This window comes from Streptomyces sp. SID5469, from assembly GCF_009862865.1.
Taxonomy (GTDB): domain Bacteria; phylum Actinomycetota; class Actinomycetes; order Streptomycetales; family Streptomycetaceae; genus Streptomyces; species Streptomyces avermitilis.
In genome coordinates this window covers 8,859,918-8,877,131 of sequence record NZ_WWIN01000001.1, presented here as the reverse complement: position 1 = coordinate 8,877,131, position 17,214 = coordinate 8,859,918, and the positions used below count along the sequence as shown (strand labels likewise).

19 protein-coding genes and 2 pseudogenes are annotated in these 17,214 nt (G+C 72.1%); 10 read left to right on the top strand and 11 right to left on the bottom strand.

Features of this window, described 5'->3' with window-relative positions; genetic code table 11:
* Positions 1-52: 52 nt before the first annotated feature.
* The 4 genes from GTY58_RS38630 to GTY58_RS41130 are packed head-to-tail and all read right to left on the bottom strand — an operon-like array spanning position 53 to position 1,689.
* Entirely contained in the window at positions 53-793 is a 741-nt protein-coding gene (locus GTY58_RS38630; protein ID WP_010988841.1) for an MnhB domain-containing protein, read from the bottom strand.
* A complete protein-coding gene (locus tag GTY58_RS38625; RefSeq protein ID WP_010988840.1) occupies positions 790-1,065 on the bottom strand; it encodes a DUF4040 domain-containing protein in 276 nt (91 codons plus the stop codon). Before GTY58_RS38625 ends, GTY58_RS38630 begins: the two co-directional genes overlap by 4 nt.
* On the bottom strand, positions 1,058-1,510 hold the full coding sequence (locus GTY58_RS38620) for a monovalent cation/H+ antiporter complex subunit F (protein ID WP_037650899.1): 453 nt from the start codon (positions 1,508-1,510) through the stop codon (positions 1,058-1,060). Before GTY58_RS38620 ends, GTY58_RS38625 begins: the two co-directional genes overlap by 8 nt.
* The gene (locus tag GTY58_RS41130) at positions 1,507-1,689 is read right to left on the bottom strand and encodes a hypothetical protein (protein WP_037650901.1); all 183 of its coding nucleotides are present in this window, start codon (positions 1,687-1,689) and stop codon (positions 1,507-1,509) included. Before GTY58_RS41130 ends, GTY58_RS38620 begins: the two co-directional genes overlap by 4 nt.
* A gap of 255 nt (positions 1,690-1,944) precedes the next feature.
* On the opposite strand from GTY58_RS41130, the gene GTY58_RS38610 reads away from it, so the two are divergent.
* Both GTY58_RS38610 and GTY58_RS38605 read left to right on the top strand, forming a co-directional pair.
* Positions 1,945-2,517 (top strand): VanZ family protein, encoded by a 573-nt coding sequence (locus GTY58_RS38610; protein WP_062804700.1) that lies wholly within the window; start codon positions 1,945-1,947, stop codon positions 2,515-2,517.
* 128 nt (positions 2,518-2,645) lie between these two features.
* Complete coding sequence (locus tag GTY58_RS38605) at positions 2,646-3,908, top strand: family 16 glycosylhydrolase (RefSeq protein ID WP_010988837.1); 1,263 nt, start codon at positions 2,646-2,648, stop codon at positions 3,906-3,908.
* 158 nt (positions 3,909-4,066) lie between these two features.
* On the opposite strand, the gene GTY58_RS38600 is transcribed toward GTY58_RS38605, so the two are convergent.
* Positions 4,067-4,303, bottom strand: a complete 237-nt coding sequence (locus GTY58_RS38600; protein WP_010988836.1) for a hypothetical protein — start codon at positions 4,301-4,303, stop codon at positions 4,067-4,069.
* 230 nt (positions 4,304-4,533) lie between these two features.
* Here GTY58_RS38600 and GTY58_RS38595 point away from each other — a divergent pair, with 230 nt between their 5' ends.
* The 3 genes from GTY58_RS38595 to GTY58_RS38585 all read left to right on the top strand — a co-directional run bounded on the left by GTY58_RS38595 (position 4,534) and on the right by GTY58_RS38585 (position 7,561).
* Positions 4,534-5,571: a PHP domain-containing protein gene (locus tag GTY58_RS38595; protein WP_037650904.1), complete on the top strand. Its 1,038-nt coding sequence runs from the start codon at positions 4,534-4,536 to the stop codon at positions 5,569-5,571.
* Between the two features lie 40 nt (positions 5,572-5,611).
* Positions 5,612-6,277: an HAD family hydrolase gene (locus GTY58_RS38590; RefSeq protein WP_010988834.1), complete on the top strand. Its 666-nt coding sequence runs from the start codon at positions 5,612-5,614 to the stop codon at positions 6,275-6,277.
* A 315-nt stretch (positions 6,278-6,592) separates the two neighbouring features.
* Positions 6,593-7,561 carry an oxidoreductase gene (locus GTY58_RS38585; RefSeq protein WP_010988833.1) on the top strand — a complete coding sequence of 323 codons (969 nt, stop codon included), beginning with the start codon at positions 6,593-6,595 and terminating at the stop codon, positions 7,559-7,561.
* 295 nt (positions 7,562-7,856) lie between these two features.
* Here the strand turns inward: GTY58_RS38585 and GTY58_RS38580 are convergent, their stop codons facing one another.
* Entirely contained in the window at positions 7,857-8,108 is a 252-nt protein-coding gene (locus tag GTY58_RS38580; RefSeq protein ID WP_037650906.1) for a hypothetical protein, read from the bottom strand.
* A 195-nt stretch (positions 8,109-8,303) separates the two neighbouring features.
* Positions 8,304-9,593, bottom strand: coding sequence for an ROK family transcriptional regulator (locus GTY58_RS38575; protein ID WP_010988831.1), 1,290 nt, complete (start codon positions 9,591-9,593; stop codon positions 8,304-8,306).
* A 152-nt stretch (positions 9,594-9,745) separates the two neighbouring features.
* Here GTY58_RS38575 and GTY58_RS38570 point away from each other — a divergent pair.
* Together GTY58_RS38570 and GTY58_RS38565 are read left to right on the top strand one after the other, a co-directional pair.
* Positions 9,746-9,913 (top strand): annotated as a pseudogene (locus tag GTY58_RS38570) (diguanylate cyclase); the annotation flags it as partial.
* A 113-nt stretch (positions 9,914-10,026) separates the two neighbouring features.
* On the top strand, positions 10,027-10,515 hold the full coding sequence (locus GTY58_RS38565) for an FBP domain-containing protein (RefSeq protein WP_010988829.1): 489 nt from the start codon (positions 10,027-10,029) through the stop codon (positions 10,513-10,515).
* Positions 10,516-10,543: 28 nt separating this feature from the next.
* Here GTY58_RS38565 and GTY58_RS38560 read toward each other — a convergent pair whose 3' ends face one another.
* From GTY58_RS38560 to GTY58_RS41770, 3 genes and pseudogenes are all read right to left on the bottom strand, one after another.
* Positions 10,544-11,878 (bottom strand): erythromycin esterase family protein, encoded by a 1,335-nt coding sequence (locus GTY58_RS38560; protein ID WP_037650910.1) that lies wholly within the window; start codon positions 11,876-11,878, stop codon positions 10,544-10,546.
* 222 nt (positions 11,879-12,100) lie between these two features.
* Positions 12,101-12,322, bottom strand: coding sequence for a hypothetical protein (locus tag GTY58_RS41775; RefSeq protein ID WP_242432125.1), 222 nt, complete (start codon positions 12,320-12,322; stop codon positions 12,101-12,103).
* A gap of 68 nt (positions 12,323-12,390) precedes the next feature.
* Positions 12,391-12,717, bottom strand: a pseudogene (locus GTY58_RS41770) (maleylpyruvate isomerase N-terminal domain-containing protein); the annotation flags it as partial.
* Between the two features lie 76 nt (positions 12,718-12,793).
* Here GTY58_RS41770 and GTY58_RS38550 point away from each other — a divergent pair.
* The 3 genes from GTY58_RS38550 to GTY58_RS38540 all read left to right on the top strand — a co-directional run bounded on the left by GTY58_RS38550 (position 12,794) and on the right by GTY58_RS38540 (position 16,506).
* Positions 12,794-14,047, top strand: a complete 1,254-nt coding sequence (locus GTY58_RS38550) for an aromatic acid exporter family protein (protein WP_010988826.1) — start codon at positions 12,794-12,796, stop codon at positions 14,045-14,047.
* A gap of 48 nt (positions 14,048-14,095) precedes the next feature.
* Entirely contained in the window at positions 14,096-15,154 is a 1,059-nt protein-coding gene (locus GTY58_RS38545) for a hypothetical protein (RefSeq protein WP_010988825.1), read from the top strand.
* Positions 15,155-15,279: 125 nt separating this feature from the next.
* The gene (locus tag GTY58_RS38540; protein ID WP_010988824.1) at positions 15,280-16,506 is read left to right on the top strand and encodes a lactonase family protein; all 1,227 of its coding nucleotides are present in this window, start codon (positions 15,280-15,282) and stop codon (positions 16,504-16,506) included.
* On the opposite strand, the gene GTY58_RS38535 is transcribed toward GTY58_RS38540, so the two are convergent.
* Complete coding sequence (locus GTY58_RS38535; RefSeq protein ID WP_010988823.1) at positions 16,474-17,202, bottom strand: DUF2470 domain-containing protein; 729 nt, start codon at positions 17,200-17,202, stop codon at positions 16,474-16,476. The genes GTY58_RS38540 and GTY58_RS38535 overlap by 33 nt on opposite strands.
* Positions 17,203-17,214 lie beyond the last annotated feature (12 nt).

The following is a 17,214-nucleotide window of genomic DNA, read 5'->3' as shown; positions in this document are numbered from 1 at the left end:
TCCTGCCTTTCCCGCGTGCCCCGTCTGCCCTTTCTCTCCTGACTCTCCTTCTTCACTTCCCGCTTCCCTCCTCGATCTCGACGGCCTGGTCGAGGAAGCGGGCGAGCAGGACGACGACCGCGCAGGCGACCTCCACGCCGATGGCCGCGTTCAGCAGGGGGACGGTGCCGCCGGACGACAGGGTGTTGAAGGTGCCGTACGGGAGCAGTGTGTTGGCGAGGAAGGACGTGCCCGCGACGACTCCCGTGAGGCCGAGGACGAGGTAGGCGCAGGCGCCGAGCGCGTCGCCGATCTCGTACAGGCCGACGGGCCGGATGCGCTCCAGGGCGCGGTAGTCGGCGCCGAGGTAGAGCAGGTGCAGGGCGGTGGCCGCGATGACGCCGCCTTGGAAGCCGCCGCCGGGACTGAGCTGGCCGTGGGCGATGACGTAGAGGCCGGTGAGCAGGGCGACGGGCAGGACGACGAGGGCGTACCGGCGTACGGGGAGTGCGACGTCCTCGGGTTCCGGTCGCGCGCTTCGCTCGTCGCGGGTCTGGCGCAGCAGGACGACGGTGCCGAGGACGGAGGCGAAGAGGATGCCCATCTCGCCGAGGGTGTCGAAGGCACGCTGGTCGAAGTTGACGGACGCGATGGTGTTGGCGGTGTGCCGGGCCAGGGAGGCGCGGACGACCCGGTCTCCGTAGGGGTGCCGTGTCCCGCCGAAGCCGGGCAGCCGCAGACAGGCGGCGACGAGCAGGGCCGCGAGGCCCGCCCCGCCGACGGCCAGGACGATCAGCCGTACGCGCCGCGTCACCGTGCCTTCCCCTTCCCCTTCCGGTTCCCCTGCCGGGCCCGGCGTCCGACCTTGCGCACGGACAGGAGCAACAGGAGCGGGGTGAGCGCGGCGCCCACGGCGAGCTGGGAGAGCGCCACGTCGGGCGCCTGCATCACGGTGAACAGGACGGCGAGGGTGATACCGAGGACGGACAGGACGAGGGCCTGGCGCACGGGGTCGCGGACGGCGACGGCCGCGGTCGCGGAGGCGGCGACCAGCAGCAGGGCGACGAAGATCAGGGGGTCATCCACGGCGGCCCCCGGAGAATCCTCCGGACAGGGCGCGGGAGGCGAGGAGGTTTCCGCCGATCAGCAGCGCCCCGGTCACCAGGAGTTTCATCATGGCCCGGCCGGGTCCGGCGGCCGCGCACAGGACCAGTACGACCACGCCGCCGAAGCACGCGACGGCGACCGTGACGGCCCGGGCACGCGGCGGGTCCTGCGCGAGGTCGTCGGCGAGCAGCCGGGCGAAGACGAGGGTGCCGACCGGGCCGAGGAGGGCGAGGACCAGGGCGAGATCGACGTACGCGGGCCTCTCGTATCCCTGGGCGAGCAGCAGCAGTCCGGGGCAGGCGAGTGCGCAGGACAGGTTCTGGGCGACGACCCGGCGGCTCAACGGCCCGGTGGCGACGCCCCACACGGTGGCCCCGACTCCGCCGGCGATCGTGACCGTGGCCGCGACGGTCCAGCCGTTCACCGCGCGCTCATCGCCCGCCGCGCTCCGCGCGCCGCGACCGCTCCGGCGCACGAGGCCGAGGCCCCCACGATCAGCTCCAGTGTGTCGACCGCGCTGATGAACACCAGCCAGAGGAGGGCGAGGACGGCCCACCAGGCGAGTACTTCAAGCCAGGCCCACAGCGCCGTACGCGGGTTCATCTGCCGTCCCCTTTCTCCGCTTTGCATGGAATTGCCGGTTCCGCCATCCAAGCATCGCCCCGGCTCCGCGCGACGGCGGCGCGCGACGGGCTGGTGCCCCAAGTGCCCCACCGGTGGTAGCGGAAACCGAAGAGGGGACGGGGACCGGCACCGACAACGGCTCGTCCCGGCCGTCGGGCACCGGGCACCGGACATCAGCGGCCGGACAGCGGGTAGCCGCCATGCGACAGAGGGAAGTTGAACCTGGAGGGTTGGATGGCCCGTACCGAGCTACGCACCGGCACCTCGAAATTCGGCCTCGGCCGCCGTCGCACCTCGACGGCACCACCGCCGGAGCACCGGCCACTGCCGCTTCCCGTGCGACTGCTGGCGATGGTGCTCGCCTTCGCGACCATGGTGGCGTTCGCCGCGGTGCTGGCCCGGCTGACCCTGGAGCCGTCGCCCGCTTCGGAGGCGCTGACCCACAACAACCTGCATCCGGGCCGCTCCCTGCACGCCTATCTGAGCCGGCCCGAGTTGCGCGACGCCGTCAAGCAGATCGGCGGCAATCTGCTGCTCGGGGTGCCGTTCGGGGTACTGCTGCCGATGGTGGCTCCGCGCACCCGGGGCCTGGTGCGGGTCGGGGTACTGACCGCGCTGGTCATGCTGCTGGTCGAGCTGGTCCAGGGGGCGCTCATCACCGGGCGCGCCTTCGACATCGACGACGTCATCCTCAACACGACGGGCGCGCTGCTGGGTTATCTGCTGCTGGGGCGGCGACTCGGGCGGGCCGTGCATCCGCGCCGGAGGCGGCGGCAGGACACGAGCGGCGGCAAGGGCAAGAGCTGAGCAACTACTGGTCCGGACCACCGACTTGACAACCCCTTACCTCATTCCTTAAATCAAGAGGCGAAGCATGCACCCCCCACCCCAGTCGGCACACCCGTCCCCCGGGCAGCCGTACAGAAGGGAGAGTCGTGGACTCCCCACGCCTGCTCCGCCGATGTCTGTTCGCCGCACTCTCCGCGGCGCTCATCGCCTCCGCCGCGATCGGTCCCGCCGATGCAGCCGACGCCGCCCCCAAGGCGGCCTCGTCCGAGAAGGTGGCCGCTGCCGCGGCCACCTTCTCGGACACGTTCGACGGGGCCGCCGGTTCGGCCGTCGACTCCTCGAAATGGCAGGTCGAGACCGGCGACAACGTCAACAATCACGAAAGGCAGTACTACACCTCCGGCAACAACAACGCGGCCCTGGACGGCCAGGGCCATCTGGTCATCACGGCCCGCAAGGACAATCCCGGCAACTACCAGTGCTGGTACGGCCGTTGTGAGTACACCTCGGCCCGCCTGAACACCTCGGGGAAGTTCTCGGCCGCGTACGGTCGGGTCGAGGCGCGGATGAAGATACCGCGCGGGCAGGGCATGTGGCCCGCGTTCTGGATGCTCGGCACTGACATCGGACAGGTCGGCTGGCCGAACTCGGGCGAGATCGATGTCATGGAGAACGTCGGCTTCGAGCCCTCCACCATCCACGGCACCATCCACGGTCCCGGTTACTCCGGCACGGGCGGCATCGGTGCCGCGTACTCGCTGCCCGGGGGCCAGGCCTTCGCGGACGCCTTCCACACATTCGCCGTGGACTGGGCGCCCGACTCCATCACCTGGTCGGTGGACGGCACCGTCTACCAGCGGCGCACGCCCGCCGACCTGGGCGGCAAGACCTGGGCGTTCAACAAGCCGTTCTTCCTGATCCTCAACCTCGCGGTCGGCGGCTACTGGCCCGGCGATCCGAACAGCTCCACGGCCTTCCCGCAGCAGCTCGTGGTGGACGACGTGAAGGTGACGACCGGCGACAGCTCAAGCGGCGCGCCCATCACCGGACTGGCCGGCAAGTGCGTGGACGTGGCCGGTTCGAGCTCGGCCAACGGCGCCCCCGTCCAGCTCTACGACTGCAACGGCACCACCGCCCAGAAGTGGACGGTGGCCTCCGACGGCACGCTCCGCGCGCTGGGCAAGTGCCTCGACGTCACGGAGAACGGCACGGCGGACGGCTCCACCGTCCAGCTGTGGGACTGCGGTGGCAGCGCCAACCAGAAATGGGTGGTCACCGCGGCCGGCGACATCGTCAACCCGCAGGCCAACAAGTGCCTCGACGTGACCGGCAACAACTCGGCCAACGGCACCCGGCTGCAGATCTGGTCCTGCTCGGGCGCGGCGAACCAGAAGTGGAAGGTCGGCTGAACAAGCCTCGCCCCGGCCACAGCGAGCCATAGAGAGCAGACCGCCGGGCAGGCGAGCGGTGAGCCCGGCCGGCGTCGGTGCCGGCCGGGCTCACCGCGTGTTCCACCACCACGAGGGCGACGCGACGACGCGCGGGAGCCGGCCGGAGCCGACAGGCCCTAGCGCAGCGTCCAGTGGTGTTTGTCGCCGCCGACCCAGCGGACCACGTCCGGGTCGTCGAGGTCGTGGACCGTGATGCCGGCCTCCGCCGCGACCGTCAGGACGTCGGTGATCGCTCTCGCCTCGGCGACCACTTCACCGTCGATCTCCACGATCCGGAACGGCGGCTTGCCCGGCTGTACCCCGAGCACCATGATCCGCGGGTGGGTGACGTAGGGGCATGCGATTTCGGTCATGTCTCGAGCGTAGAGCGGTTCGCGTGGGTGAGCCGCCGAAGCGGTTCGAGGACCGCCGCCGCCCCGGCCCGGCGTGCGGGCGGGCGACCGCCGTCGCCGGGTTCGTCCAGCCGGGTGAGCAGGGTGCGGCGGTCGGCGTCGGCGTTCCGCGATCGTACGGACGGGCCCGCCGCTCCCGTTGTGCGGACATGCCGCGTCTGGGCAAGTCTGGAAGGCCGGAGGAGGTGGTCATGGACCCCCTGGAGGCCTTGGACCGGATCGCGTTCCTGCTGGAGCGGGGTCAGGCTCCCACCTACCGTGTCCGCGCGTTCCGCACCGCCGCCGCCGTACTGGCCGCACGGCCCGCGGACGAGGTGGCCGAGCTGGTCCGCACCGGGTCGCTGGAGTCCTTGAAGGGCATCGGCCCGAAGACGGCGCAGGTGGTGCGGGAGGCGCTGGCCGGGCAGGTGCCCGGCTATCTGGAGAAGCTGGAGCGGGAGGCCGGTGCGCCGCTCGCGCAGGGCGGCGAGGAGCTGCGGGCGCTGCTGCGCGGCGACTGCCATCTGCACTCCGACTGGTCGGACGGCGGAAGCCCGATCGAGGACATGGGGCGGACCGCGGCGCGGCTCGGGCACGAGTGGGCGGTGCTCACCGACCACTCGCCGCGGCTGACGGTGGCCCGGGGCCTGTCTCCGGAGCGACTGCGCGAGCAGCTGGCGGTGGTCGCCACGCTCAACGAACGCTGGGCTCCGTTCCGGCTGCTCACCGGCATCGAGTGCGACATCCTCGACGACGGGTCGCTCGACCAGGAGCCCGAGCTGCTGGCCCGGCTCGACGTGGTCGTGGTGTCCGTGCACTCCAAGCTGCGCATGGACGCACGGTCGATGACCCGCCGTATGGTCGCCGCCGTACGCGACCCGCTGTCGGACGTCCTCGGGCACTGCACGGGACGGCTGCTGACCGGGCGCGGACGGCCCGAGTCGGAGTTCGACGCGGACGAGGTGTTCGCCGCCTGTGCGGAGTCCGGCACCGCTGTGGAGATCAACAGCCGGCCCGAGCGGCTCGACCCGCCGCGGCGCCTGCTGCGCCGTGCGGTCGCGGCGGGTGTCCTGTTCTCCGTGGACACCGACGCACACGCGCCCGGCCAGCTCGACTGGCAGATCCACGGCTGCGCCCGGGCCGAGGAGTGCGGGGTGCCCGCCGAGCGGGTGATCACCACCTGGACCATGGAGGAACTGCTCGCCTGGGCCCGCGACCGGGAGACACCGGCGGGCGTGGACCCCGTCTGACGTGGTACTCGTACGGCGTAGGAGGAGGAGAGGACAGCTCATGGAACGCGCCGCCGTGTTCGACGTCGACGGCACTCTCGTCGACACGAACCATCTGCATGTCACGACGTGGTGGGAGGCCTTCCGGCAGGCGGGTCACCAGGTGCCGATGCACGACATCCACCGGTCGGTGGGCCTGGGCTCCCAGGACCTCATCGCCCATCTCCTGGGGGAGGACCGGGACCAGGACGAGGTCGACGCGCTGAGCGCCGCCCACAAGACCCTGTACGGAACGTACTTCGACCGGCTGCACCCGCTGAAGGACGCCGGGCGGCTGCTGAAGCGGCTGGACGACGACGGCTGGACGGTCGTGCTCGCCACCTCGGCGGGCGGCTCCGAACTGTCCGCGCTGCGCCGGGCGATCGACGCGGACGACGCCATCAAGGCCACGGCGAGCGCCGACGACGTGTCCGCCGGCAAGCCCGCGCCCGAGCCCGTCGAGCACGCGCTGGGCCTGGTCGGCATCCCGCCCGAGCACGCGGTGTTCGTCGGCGACACGGTCTGGGACATGCGCGCGGGCAGCCGGGCCGGGGTGACCTGCGTGGGCGTCCTGTGCGGGGGCATCCCGCGGGCGGATCTGGTGGAGGCGGGGGCGGACGCGATCTACCGGGATCCGGAGCATCTGCTCGCGCTACTGCCGGACAGCGCGCTGGCGCCGAAGGCGTGAGGCGCCGTGGCATGGACCGTCCCGAGCGGCGTGACGCACGTCACCCCACCTGCGTCGACGTGGGGGAACACCCTCCGGTAGTTTTTCTTTGAACAAACTGTGGGTGTGGAGGGGACAGTGTCCCCGGGCCTCACCTAGTGCTCACAGGGACGATCGTTCGGCTGAAGCCCTGTGGAGCCGTCCACCGAGAGGCGACCGCCCCGCGCACCCACCACAGACCGCCCCGACCGTGATTCCCCCATCCGGTCGGGGCTCTTCTTTGCCCGGCGAGGTCCACTTGACTTCGAGTGCTCTCCAATTCGTAGCGTGCGTCCCATGAACACTGCACAGCACAAGATCGGCTCGGGTTTCGGTGCCACGAGCACCGCGGTCGACGTACTTCACGGCATCGACCTCTCCGGACAGCTCGCGATCGTGACGGGCGGGTACTCCGGGCTCGGCCTGGAAACCACACGCGCGCTCACCGGGGCGGGCGCCCGGGTCGTCGTCCCCGCACGACGCCCCGACGTCGCCCGGGAGGCGGTGGCGGGCATCGACGGGGTGGAGGTGGACGAGCTCGATCTCGGGGACCTCGAGAGTGTGCGGGGCTTCGCCGAACGGTTCCTCGCCTCGGGCCGCACGATCGACATCGTGATCAACAACGCCGGGATCATGGCCTGCCCGGAGACCCGGGTCGGGCCCGGCTGGGAGGCCCAGTTCGCCACCAATCACCTGGGCCATTTCGCGCTCGTCAACCGTCTGTGGCCGGCTGTCGAGCCGGGCGGGGCGCGTGTCGTCTCCGTGTCGTCCGGGGGCCACCACCTCTCGGGGATCCGCTGGGACGACGTGCACTGGACGCACGACTACGACAAGTGGGAGGCGTACGGGCAGGCCAAGACCGCGAACGTGCTGTTCGCCGTGCACCTCGACAGGCTCGGCCGGGAGTCCGGCGTACGGGCCTTCTCCCTGCACCCCGGTGGCATCCTCACCCCGTTGCAGCGTCATCTCGCGAAGGAGGAGATGGTCGAGCGGGGGTGGATCGACGAGAACGGCGACCTCGTGCACCCCGACGCCTTCAAGACGCCCGAGCAAGGCGCGGCCACCCAGGTGTGGGCGGCGACCTCTCCGCAGCTGGCGGGCATGGGCGGGGTGTACTGCGAGGACTGCGACATCGCCGAGCCGGCGTCCGCGGACGGCGAGCGGGGCGGCGTGAAGGACTGGGCGACCGACCCGGAGCAGGCGGCCCGCCTGTGGGACCTCTCGGCGGAACTCACCGGAGTGAACGCGTTCGCGTCCCGCGCCTGAGGCGGGCCGGGGCGGCCGGGACGACGCCGCGAAGCCGGGCCGGCCAACGGCCACGCCGTTCTCACCGGCGTCACGACTCCCCCGGCAAGGGCGCCCCACTGCCCGGCCACCCCCGACCGCACCCGTTCTCCCAGCGCCCGTCTCTCGCCTCGCGGCCGACGACGGGTGCCCGCATCGCGACCGACGGCGGGTGCCCGGCCGGCTCCGCCCAACGCCCTCTCGTCCACTCGCTCCCGCTGCGGACGGGCCAGTCACGTAACCGGTCGGTCAGGCCCATGAGATCTCCCTGTTCGGGTCAGTCGGCGGGCTCGTCCGGCACGGGGTGCTCCGGGTTCACGGCGGCCGCGTGCGGAGCGCCCTGCCGGCCCGTGCCCGCCTCGTCCGTGTCGGGGACGTCGAGGTCGGGCTCGTCGTCGAGGTCGTCCTTGCCGCTTCCTGCGGGGGCGGCGTCCCACGGATCCTCGCTCTCGCGGGCCTGCTGGTCCGGCAGGTCCCGCGGGATCGGGTCACCGTTCTCGCCGGGAGCCTCTTGGCGGTGCTCGGTCACGGCATGCTCCATTCTGCGGGAGGGCGGCGGACCCCGCGCAGAGCTCGCGGGGCCCCCTGGGCGCCGCGCGAGTACCTCGGGCACGGCAGCCGAAACACCCGTCGTCCCGGAAACCGCAGGCCAACCGCGTGATCCCGGCGCAGCGAGGCACAGAGCGACACAGCGAGGTGAACGGTCCGCCGAGCCCCGCCGGTCTCAGCGCGGCGGCCGCTCCTCCAGCGCCGTACGCCACGCGGGCGACGGCCCCTCGCTCGCCGGCTCCGCGCGCCGCCCGCCCCGGGCGAAGAAGTCGGCGAGCGGCAGGATGGCCGCGCCGGCCGTGACCGCGTCGGGGCCGAGCCTGCCGAGGTCGATGGAGACGCGCTCGGCCGGGTGACGCAGTGCGTACGACGTCGCGTGCCGGCGCACCGCGGGCAGGAACCGGGAGCCGAGCTGGAGACCCGCCCAGCCGCCGATGAGAATGCGCTCGGGCTGGAAGAGGTTGATCAGGTCGGACAGACCCGCGCCCAGGTATTCCGCGGTCTCCTCCAGGACGGCGAGGGCGGCCGGGTCGGGGTCGGCGCCCCCGGGCGGGTAGGCCGCGGCCAGCATCGCGGTCAGCGCGGTCTCCTCGTCGGTGTGCTCCGGCGGGCGTCCGCCCTCCTCCCGCCAGCGGTCGAGCAGCGCTTCCGCACCCGCGTACGCCTCCAGGCAGCCCAGGGCGCCGCACCGGCAGCGGCGGCCCCTGACCCGTACGGTCAGGTGGCCCCACTCCAGCGCCCGGCCGCTGTCCACCTCCTCCGTGACGAGACAGGCGCCGACACCGGAGCCGAAGAGCACCACGACGGCGCTGCGGGCACCGCGTCCGGCGCCGAACCACATCTCGGCCTGGCCGAGGGTCTTGGCCCCGTTGTCCGTGAAGTACGGGACGGTGTCCGGCAGGCGGCCGGTGGAGCGGAGCAGGGATTCGAGGGGGACGGCGTTCCAGCCGATCGTCTGGCCGTGGACGACCGCGCCCTGCCCCGGCGTGCGTTCCACGATGCCGGGGACGCCGACACCGACCCCGAGGAGCCGTTCGGGCGCGATGTCCGCGGCCGTCAGCACCTCGTCGACGCCGTCGCGGATGTGCCCGACGACGACCTCGACGTCGTAGCACCCACGCTCCAACGGCCTTTCGGTGCGGGCGAGTTCGGTGAGAGTGAGGTCGAACAGCTCGACACGTACCCGGGTCTCGCCGACATCGACGCCGATCATGTGGCCGCTGCCGGGCGCGACGCGCAGCAGGATGCGCGGGCGGCCACCGTCGGAGTCGACGCTGCCGGCCTCCTCGACCAGTCCGTCGGCGACCAGCTCGGCGACCACGTTACTGATGGAACCGGAACTCAGCCCGGTGGCCGGCCCCAGTTCGAAGCGGCTCATCGGGCCCTCGAAATACAACCGTTGCAGCACGGCGGTGCGATTGCCCCGCCGCAGATCACGCACCGTCCGCCCGTTCCGCGCCGCCATATGGCCCCCTTCCGGCCTGTCACGTCCTAAATTAAGCCATAAGAGGCGTTCGCCAAGTGCACCCGCCCCCGACCGGGGCGCCGGTGGGGGGGGCGACGGGGCGGCAGGCCCGGCAGACCGGCGGACGCCAGGCGGCCGGCTCGTTCAGGGCGGCCCGAGCCGCCCGGGAGACGGGACTGACGACGGACGGCGTCACCTGTCACCTGCGGCGGCTGTCCGAGCGGTGGAGCGCGGCGAACCGTACGGAACTGGTCGCCCGCGCCTACGCGCTGGGCGTGCTCAGCTCCGGGGTGTGGCCACCGGAGGCGGTCACGGACTGAGGCGCGCCCCGGCACTCAAAACCATTGGATCTCCATCCTTCGACTGGGTAACTTCGGCAAAACCTAGAACCCCTAGGTTTTGCCGAAGCCCGCACCCCCAGGAGAACCTCCCCATGAGAGCACTCACCGAGCAGGACATCCGCGACTCCTTCGTCAACTGCTCGAAGGGCGAGGCCAAGCGCCTGGCGATACCCCGCGATCTGGACGAACGCCCCTGGGACGACCTGGACTTCCTCGGCTGGCGGGATCCGGGGGCGCCCGATCGCAGCTATCTGGTCACCGAGCGCGCGGACGGCCTGGTCGGCGTGACACTGCGTTTCCCGTCCTCGCGACGCGGCTTCCTGCACCGCAGCATGTGCTCGCTGTGTGTGACGACCCACCCGGGCAACGGGGTGTCCCTGATGACGGCTCGCAAGACGGGCGCGGCCGGGCGCGAGGGAAACTCGGTCGGCGTCTACATGTGCGCCGACCTCGCCTGTTCCCTGTACGTGCGCGGCAGGAAGGTCCCGGAGTCCGGGACGCGCTTCGAGGAGAGCCTCACCGTGGAGGAGCAGATCGCCCGGATGGTGGGCAATCTGTCCGCCTTCCTGGACAAGCTGTAGAGCCGACGCGCGGGCGGCTTGTCGGTCCCTATTGGTCCCGCAGCCGCGCCGCCTCCACCCGGTGCAGGTGGATGAGTATGTCGTGGGTGGACGCGAGCGCGATGTCGTGCGGGCCGTCCGGGTAGTCGGTGCCGATGCTGCGGGTGGGCCGGGCCCTGTCCAGCCACTCCCGCGCCGGTGCGGCGACCCGGCGCAGATCGAGTACGTAGTCGCGGTACCGGACCCGGTCGAGGGTCCGCTCATTGGTGCCGGGGCCGGCCGGTCCCAGCGTCCAGCGGTGGATGGCGCCGTCCTGTCCGGTGGCGTTGAACGAGCCCCGGTCGAAGGTGAGGCCCACGCTCACGTACCCGGAGCCGAGGCGGTCGTGCAGAAAGGCGCCCTGCATCTTCGGGTAGTTGGCCGGATCGTACGTCCGGTACCCGACATGGGCGTCGTGCGCCGCCAGCAGCACCTTGGTGCCGGTGTGCCGCTGCCACCAGAGCACGTTGGCCGCCATCGCGGAGTCGCGGTAGCGCATGCTCGCGGCGATCTGCCGCGGGTCCGTGAAGTCGAAGGCGTACTGCCGGGCGACCTGGTCGAGTGCCGTCGCGTTCTGCACGGCCCGTTCGTACGCCGCCCGGTCCGCGCCCGGTGACTGCCGTTTCAGCAGCTCCAGGGCCTGGCCGGTGCGGTCCGCCATCTCCCTGCGCTCGGCGTACGGCTTGTTCAGGTACTGCTCCATGTACGTGCCCGTCGCCACCGTGGGCCGCAGTCCGCGGTAGAGCTCGTCGAAGCGGGCGGTCAGCTCCGGCCGGGTGCGGGCCACATAGTCCGTGACGGCGTCGTACAGCTCGGGTCCGACCCAGCCGATGTCGTCGCCCATGAAGCGGACCGGGTCGTGCGGATGCCGCAGGTTGTACGCGCGCATCCACTCGACGAGCGCCAGATAGTCGGTGTTGTTCCACCACAGGTAGTCGCGTTGGAACTCCTCGCGCATGATGCGCCGCGGGTCGCCCTTGCCGTGCAGCACGTAGTCGTCGAGCCGCTGTCCGGTGCTCCAGCTGCCCTCCAGGGCGAAGGTGCGGAACCCCTTCTCCTCGACCAGATGGCGGAAGACGCGGTGCTTCAGGGCGAAGAAGTCGTGGGAGCTGTGAGTGGCCTCGCCGAGGCCGACGACCCGGGCGCCGCCGATCATGCCGTCGAGAGGCCGTAGATCGCTCGTGTCGCCCTGCGGTTCGACGGTCCGCAGGGGGTGGGCGCCGCTTTCGAGGGCGTGGACGACCGGTCCGCTCGTCGTCGCGGAGGCGGCCGGCGCCACGCCGGCCGCCACGGTCCCCAGAGTGAGGAGCAGGGCCAGGGCCAATCCAGTCCGATGCCGTTTCATGATCCAAGGCTCTCGTCCCGGCCCGGGCCCGGACCATCCGGCAGGCCTGCCGCCGGGGGTGGGGAAAACCCGGCGGCAAAGACTGAGGCCTGCCTCAGCGACCGCGAGCATGCACGACGGCGACCATGCGGCCACGCGGCCGTACGGCCATGCCCACCACGTGGCACCGTGCCCCGGTGAGCCGCGCTGACCGGCCGACGCGGCTCACCCGGAAGCGCCGGGTCAGGACGCGGGAGCCGCCCAGTGCGGATCCCGGCCCAAAAAGGCGAGCAACGCCTCGGCCCGGCTGGGACCTTCGGGCACCTCGCGCACGGGAGCGAACACCCCGTACGCGTCGCGAAGATGATCCGCGAGACGCTCCGCGGCGGCCCAGATGCCGTCGGCCATCTCCTCGTCCAACGGCATGTCCAGGCCCGTCGCCACGGCGATGTCCCAGGCGTGCACGCCGGCGTCCATGGCGGCTGGAGCAGCGGGCCCAGCGGGGTCGGCACCTGCTCGGCGTCGGCGGGCAGTGCGGTGTACACGTCCGCCACCCGGCGCAGCACCGCGTCCAGCTCGGCCCGCGCGTCGCCGGACAGCGCGTCCGCGGGCGCGAAGGAGTCCGACTCCGGCCGCCCGTCCCCCGTGACGGCGGCGCCGTACGCCTGCTGATCGAGTCGCGCGTGGCTGAGTACCTGGCGTACGGTCCACTCTCCGCACGGCGTCGGCGCTCCCCAGGCCTGCTCCGGCCCGGCCGCGACCGTCCCGCGCAGGTACGCGTGTGCCTGTACGAGCAGTTCGATGCCCCTTGACGTTGCCCAGGGGCGATCCCCTCCCTGATTTCCGGCAGGCGGGAACAACCTAGGCTCACTTACGGACAGTTTCGGTCCTCAATAGATACGTTCGGTGCAGCTGTGAAACGGGAAAAGGCCAAGGATGCGAGATGTACGTGATGCGTGGGCGGCGGCCACCGCGCAGGTCGGGAAGTGGCGCCAGCCCGTGGTCGTCCAGTCGGTGCGTTCGACGGCGGCCGCGACTGTCGCGTACGTCATCGCCCTTCACCTGAGCCCGGAACCCGCACCGCTCACCGCGCCGCTGACGGCCCTCCTCGTCGTTCAGGTCACGCTCTACGCCACCCTCACCACCAGTTGGCGCAGGGTGAACTCCGTGGTGACGGGTGTCGTCATCGCCATCGGCTTCAGCGTGCTGGTGGGACTGACCTGGTGGAGTCTGGGCCTGATCATCCTCGCCTCGCTGGCCGTCGGACATCTCGTCCGGGTGAGCGAGTTCGTGCCCGAGGTGGCGATCAGCGCGATGCTCGTCCTGGGCGTGACCCGGGTCGGGGACACCGCCTGGGCGCGGGTGGTGGAGACGCTGATCGGCGCGGTCGTGGGGCTCGGCACGAATGTGCTCTTCGCTCCCCCGGTCTGGGTGAGCGAAGCCGCGGAGTCCATCGAGGACCTGGCGCGCCGGATCCGTCAGTTGATGCTGCGCATCGGGGAGGAGGCGGCGGGCCGCGCGCCCATCGAGGAGGCGACGGCCCGGCTGTACGAGGCGCGCCGCCTCGACCACGACATCGTGCAGGTCGACGCGGCGCTGCGACAGGCCGAGGACAGCCTGAAGCTCAATCCGCGGGTCCGCGAAGGGCTGCTGTACCGGATCGTGCTGCGCACCGGCCTGGACACGCTGGAGATCTGCACGGTCGTGCTGCGGGTCCTCGCCCGCACCCTCGCCGATTTCGCCAAGGCGCGCGATCTGCAGCGTTGGCTGGAGCCGGAGACCGGCGCGGTGCTGGAACAGCTCCTCTCCGAGATCGGGAACGCCATCGTCAGCTTCGCGGTGCTGGTCACCACCGATGTCAGTCGCAGCGCCGAGAACGCGGAGTCCCGGCTCGCCGCGGAGCTGACGACCGCGGCGGCGACCCGGGACAAGCTGGCCCAGCTGCTGCTCGAGGAGATCCAACGGGATGCGAGCCAGTGGCAGTTGCGCGGCGCCATTCTCACGGAGGTCAACCGCATCCTGGACGAGCTCGACATCGAACACCGCTCCCGGCGGCTGTTCGAGGAACTGGACCGCAGCACCCGCGAGCAGCGCGAGCGCAGATCACGCCTCACCCGCCTGCGGCAGCGTATGGGGGTCGTGCGCCTGCCGCGCCGGAACCACCGGGCCTCTTCGGGTCGTTCTACCTGAGGAATCACCGAGCGAGCACGACGGCGACGACGAGGGGAGCGGGCGTTCATGACCGAGGGCACCGTGCGGATCGACGGAAACACACTGCGACTGCCGGGCGGAGTACAGGTCCGGTTCATCCGGACCCTGCGGCTGCCCGAGACGGGCACGCACGAGCTGCCTCCGGGGCTCGGCGAGTTTCCGGTGCGCCGCGTCGAGGACTACCCCGACACGGTGCCCGCCGCATGGCGGTCGCGCGGCGGTGTGATGCTGCCGGTGTATCTGCGGGAAGCCATGTGGCTGAGTTTCGCGGGCACCTCGGAGCCGGCCGCGCTCCAGGTCGGCGTGGGCAAGGTGTGTGCCGTGTCGGGCAAGCCGTGGAGTTCCCGGCTGACCCGCGACCCGCAGAACTACGTGGTGCTGCCGCGCCAGCCGTGGCTGGACGGCATCAACTCCGGGAAGGGCACGGTCCGTCAGTTCGTGGCGGTGCCCCTCGGCCTCGGCGCCACCGTCGAGGGCCAGGTCACCGGCGAGGAGGTGTGGGGCGGCGTACAGCTCCAGTCCTTCCCGCTGAACGACGGGGAACTGGCCGCGTGGCGCGACGCGGAGCGCCGAAAGGCTCAGGCACGCCGGGAGATGCCCCCGGCGCCCGGGGGGTACGGCACCGCGATGCCCATGGCGGCACCCGCCGCACCGGGCGCCGCGCCCGCACCGGCCGGTGCGCCCTCGCGCCGGTCGCGCGGCGCCGCGGCGATGGGTCTCGGTGTCGGCGGCTCGATGCGCCAGGAGGTCTACCGGGACGACCGGCCGCTCGGGGCCTGGGCCGAGAAGCCGGCCGGTCGGGTGTTCGTGCATCTCGTGACGCCTCCCGAGTGGCGCCGCATCACCGGCGAGGCGCCCCCGCCCTCCCCCGTGGACCGCGCGGCCTACACCCGCGCGGGACTCCCCTGGTTCGACTACTACGACCAGGACGCCGCGGACCTCGCCCCCACGGACACGCTCGGCAAGGTGCGGCCGGTGGGCGACTGGCTCGGCGACGACCACGAGCCCTGGCAGGAGCCCTCACCGCACCAGGTGAAGCCGCTGGGCGACGCACCGGGCAAGCCGGTCGGGGACGGCGACTGGTAGCCGCCGCACACCACCCGGATGGGCGTTGCACCCTGCGCAACTCCCGTTGCCCTTCTTGCACTCGGTGGTCGCTTCACGTCAAGGTGGCTGTCGCAGCCGAGACGATCGACACCCGAGGTGCAGGCATGAGCAGTGGTGCGGAACCGACGCGGGGCCCGCGGAGCGGCGGCTGGAGCAGGCGCCGCTTCCTCGGAGCCGTCACGGCCGCCACCGCGGTGACGACGATCCCGGCGCCGGTCGCCCCCGGTGACAGCCCCAGGACGACCCCACCCGGAAGCCCCGCCCCGGCGCCCACGCCCGAGACCACTGAGTCACAGCCTTCCGGTCCCCGCCCGCTGTACCTCGGCACCTACACCTCCGTCGACGGCGGCGGCGCGGGCATCGGTCTGGCGACCTACGACCCGAAGACGGGCAAGATCACCGGAACCGGCACCGTCACCCAGGTCGGCGACCCGTCGTATCTGGCGGTCCACCCCGACGGCCGTACGCTCTACGCCGTCAACGAGCGGCAGGACGGCGGCGTGAGTGCCGTACGACTGGCGGACAAGAAGGTTCTCGGCGCGCGCGGCACCGGCGGAGCGGCCCCCTGCCATCTGTCCGTGCACCCGGGCGGACGCTGGCTGCTGAGCGCCAACTACTCCTCCGGCAGCGTGGCCGTGCACCCCATCGGCTCCTCGGGAGCGCTCGGCGAGCGCATGGACCTGGTCACGCACTCCGGTCCGCCGCCAGGGCCGGGCCAAGAGGGGCCGCACGCCCACCAGTTCCTCACCAGCCCCGACGGCGGCCACGTGCTCGCCGTCGACCTGGGCACCGACACCGTCTACAGCTACCGCCTCGACCTGTCGAAGGGCACGCTCACCGAGGCCTCCCAGGCGCACACCCGGCCGGGGGCGGGCCCGCGCCACCTCACCTTCCACCCCCGGGGCCGCTTCGCCTACCTGGCCAACGAGGTCGACAACACGGTCGCCGTCTGCGCCTACGACCCGGCCACCGGCCGTCTGACCCCGGGCGACCCGCAGTCCACCGGCACGGGCGCAGGCACCAGCTACCCGGCGCAGATCCTGGTGACCTCGGACGGGTCGTACGCGTATCTCGCCAACCGGGGCCACAACAGCCTGACGCGGTACGCGGTCGAGGCGGACGGCGCGCGACTGAGGCTGCTGGACACCGTTCCGGTGGGCGGCGACTTCCCGCGTCACATCGCGTTCTCGCCGGACGGCGGGCTGCTGTTCGCGGCGAACCAGCGGTCGAGCACGGTCAGCGTCTTCCACGTCGACCGCGAGAGCGGCGAACTCCGCCTCGCGGGCGAGCCGTTCGCGTCACCCGTCGCCGTCTGCGCGCTGCCGCTGTAGCGCACGGGGGCGCGCGGCCTGGGCGGCCTGGGCGAGCAGGACGTGCATACGTTCGGTGAGCTGTCCCACGTCGTCGGCAGGCCGGTGGAACGGCAGTCGTACGTCGACGTCGCCACGCGCCCGCTCGACGCGCAGGGTGAGCCCGTGCCGGTCGACGGCGAGCGGCTGTACGCGTACGGCGCCGTGCAGGCTGTCGTGTTCGACGAGGCGGGTGAGCCGTTCGACGGCGTCCGGGTGGGCGTCGGCGAGGTGGGTCAGCAGCCCGGCCTCGGCCGCGGCCAGCGGGTCGGGCTCGGCCGCGGCGAACTCGTCGAGGTCGACGACGACCGCCCCGGCGGGCCGGCCGCGCAGGACCACGCGCGTCGGCCGGAACGCCAAGTGCCCCTCCTCCAGGGCGAACCAGCCGGCCATCCAGAGCCGGGCACGGATCCGGTTCCGTACGGGGACGGGGGCCACATCGGCGAACTCCAGCACGGCGGACGGCTCTCCGCGTGGCGCGCAGATCGCGGCGACCCGCAGCGCACTGTCCTCGGGCACGGGCAGCAGCACCACGCCGTCCGCGGCCACGGTGTGCGTGCCGACGAACTCTTCCCGGCCGCCCTCCGCGGTCACCGCGCAGGACCATGCGGCAGCGAGCACGGAGCGGGCGCGTTCCGCCGCGGCAGGCGCGGCCGTCCACGTGTGACGGTCACCCATTCCAACCTCCTT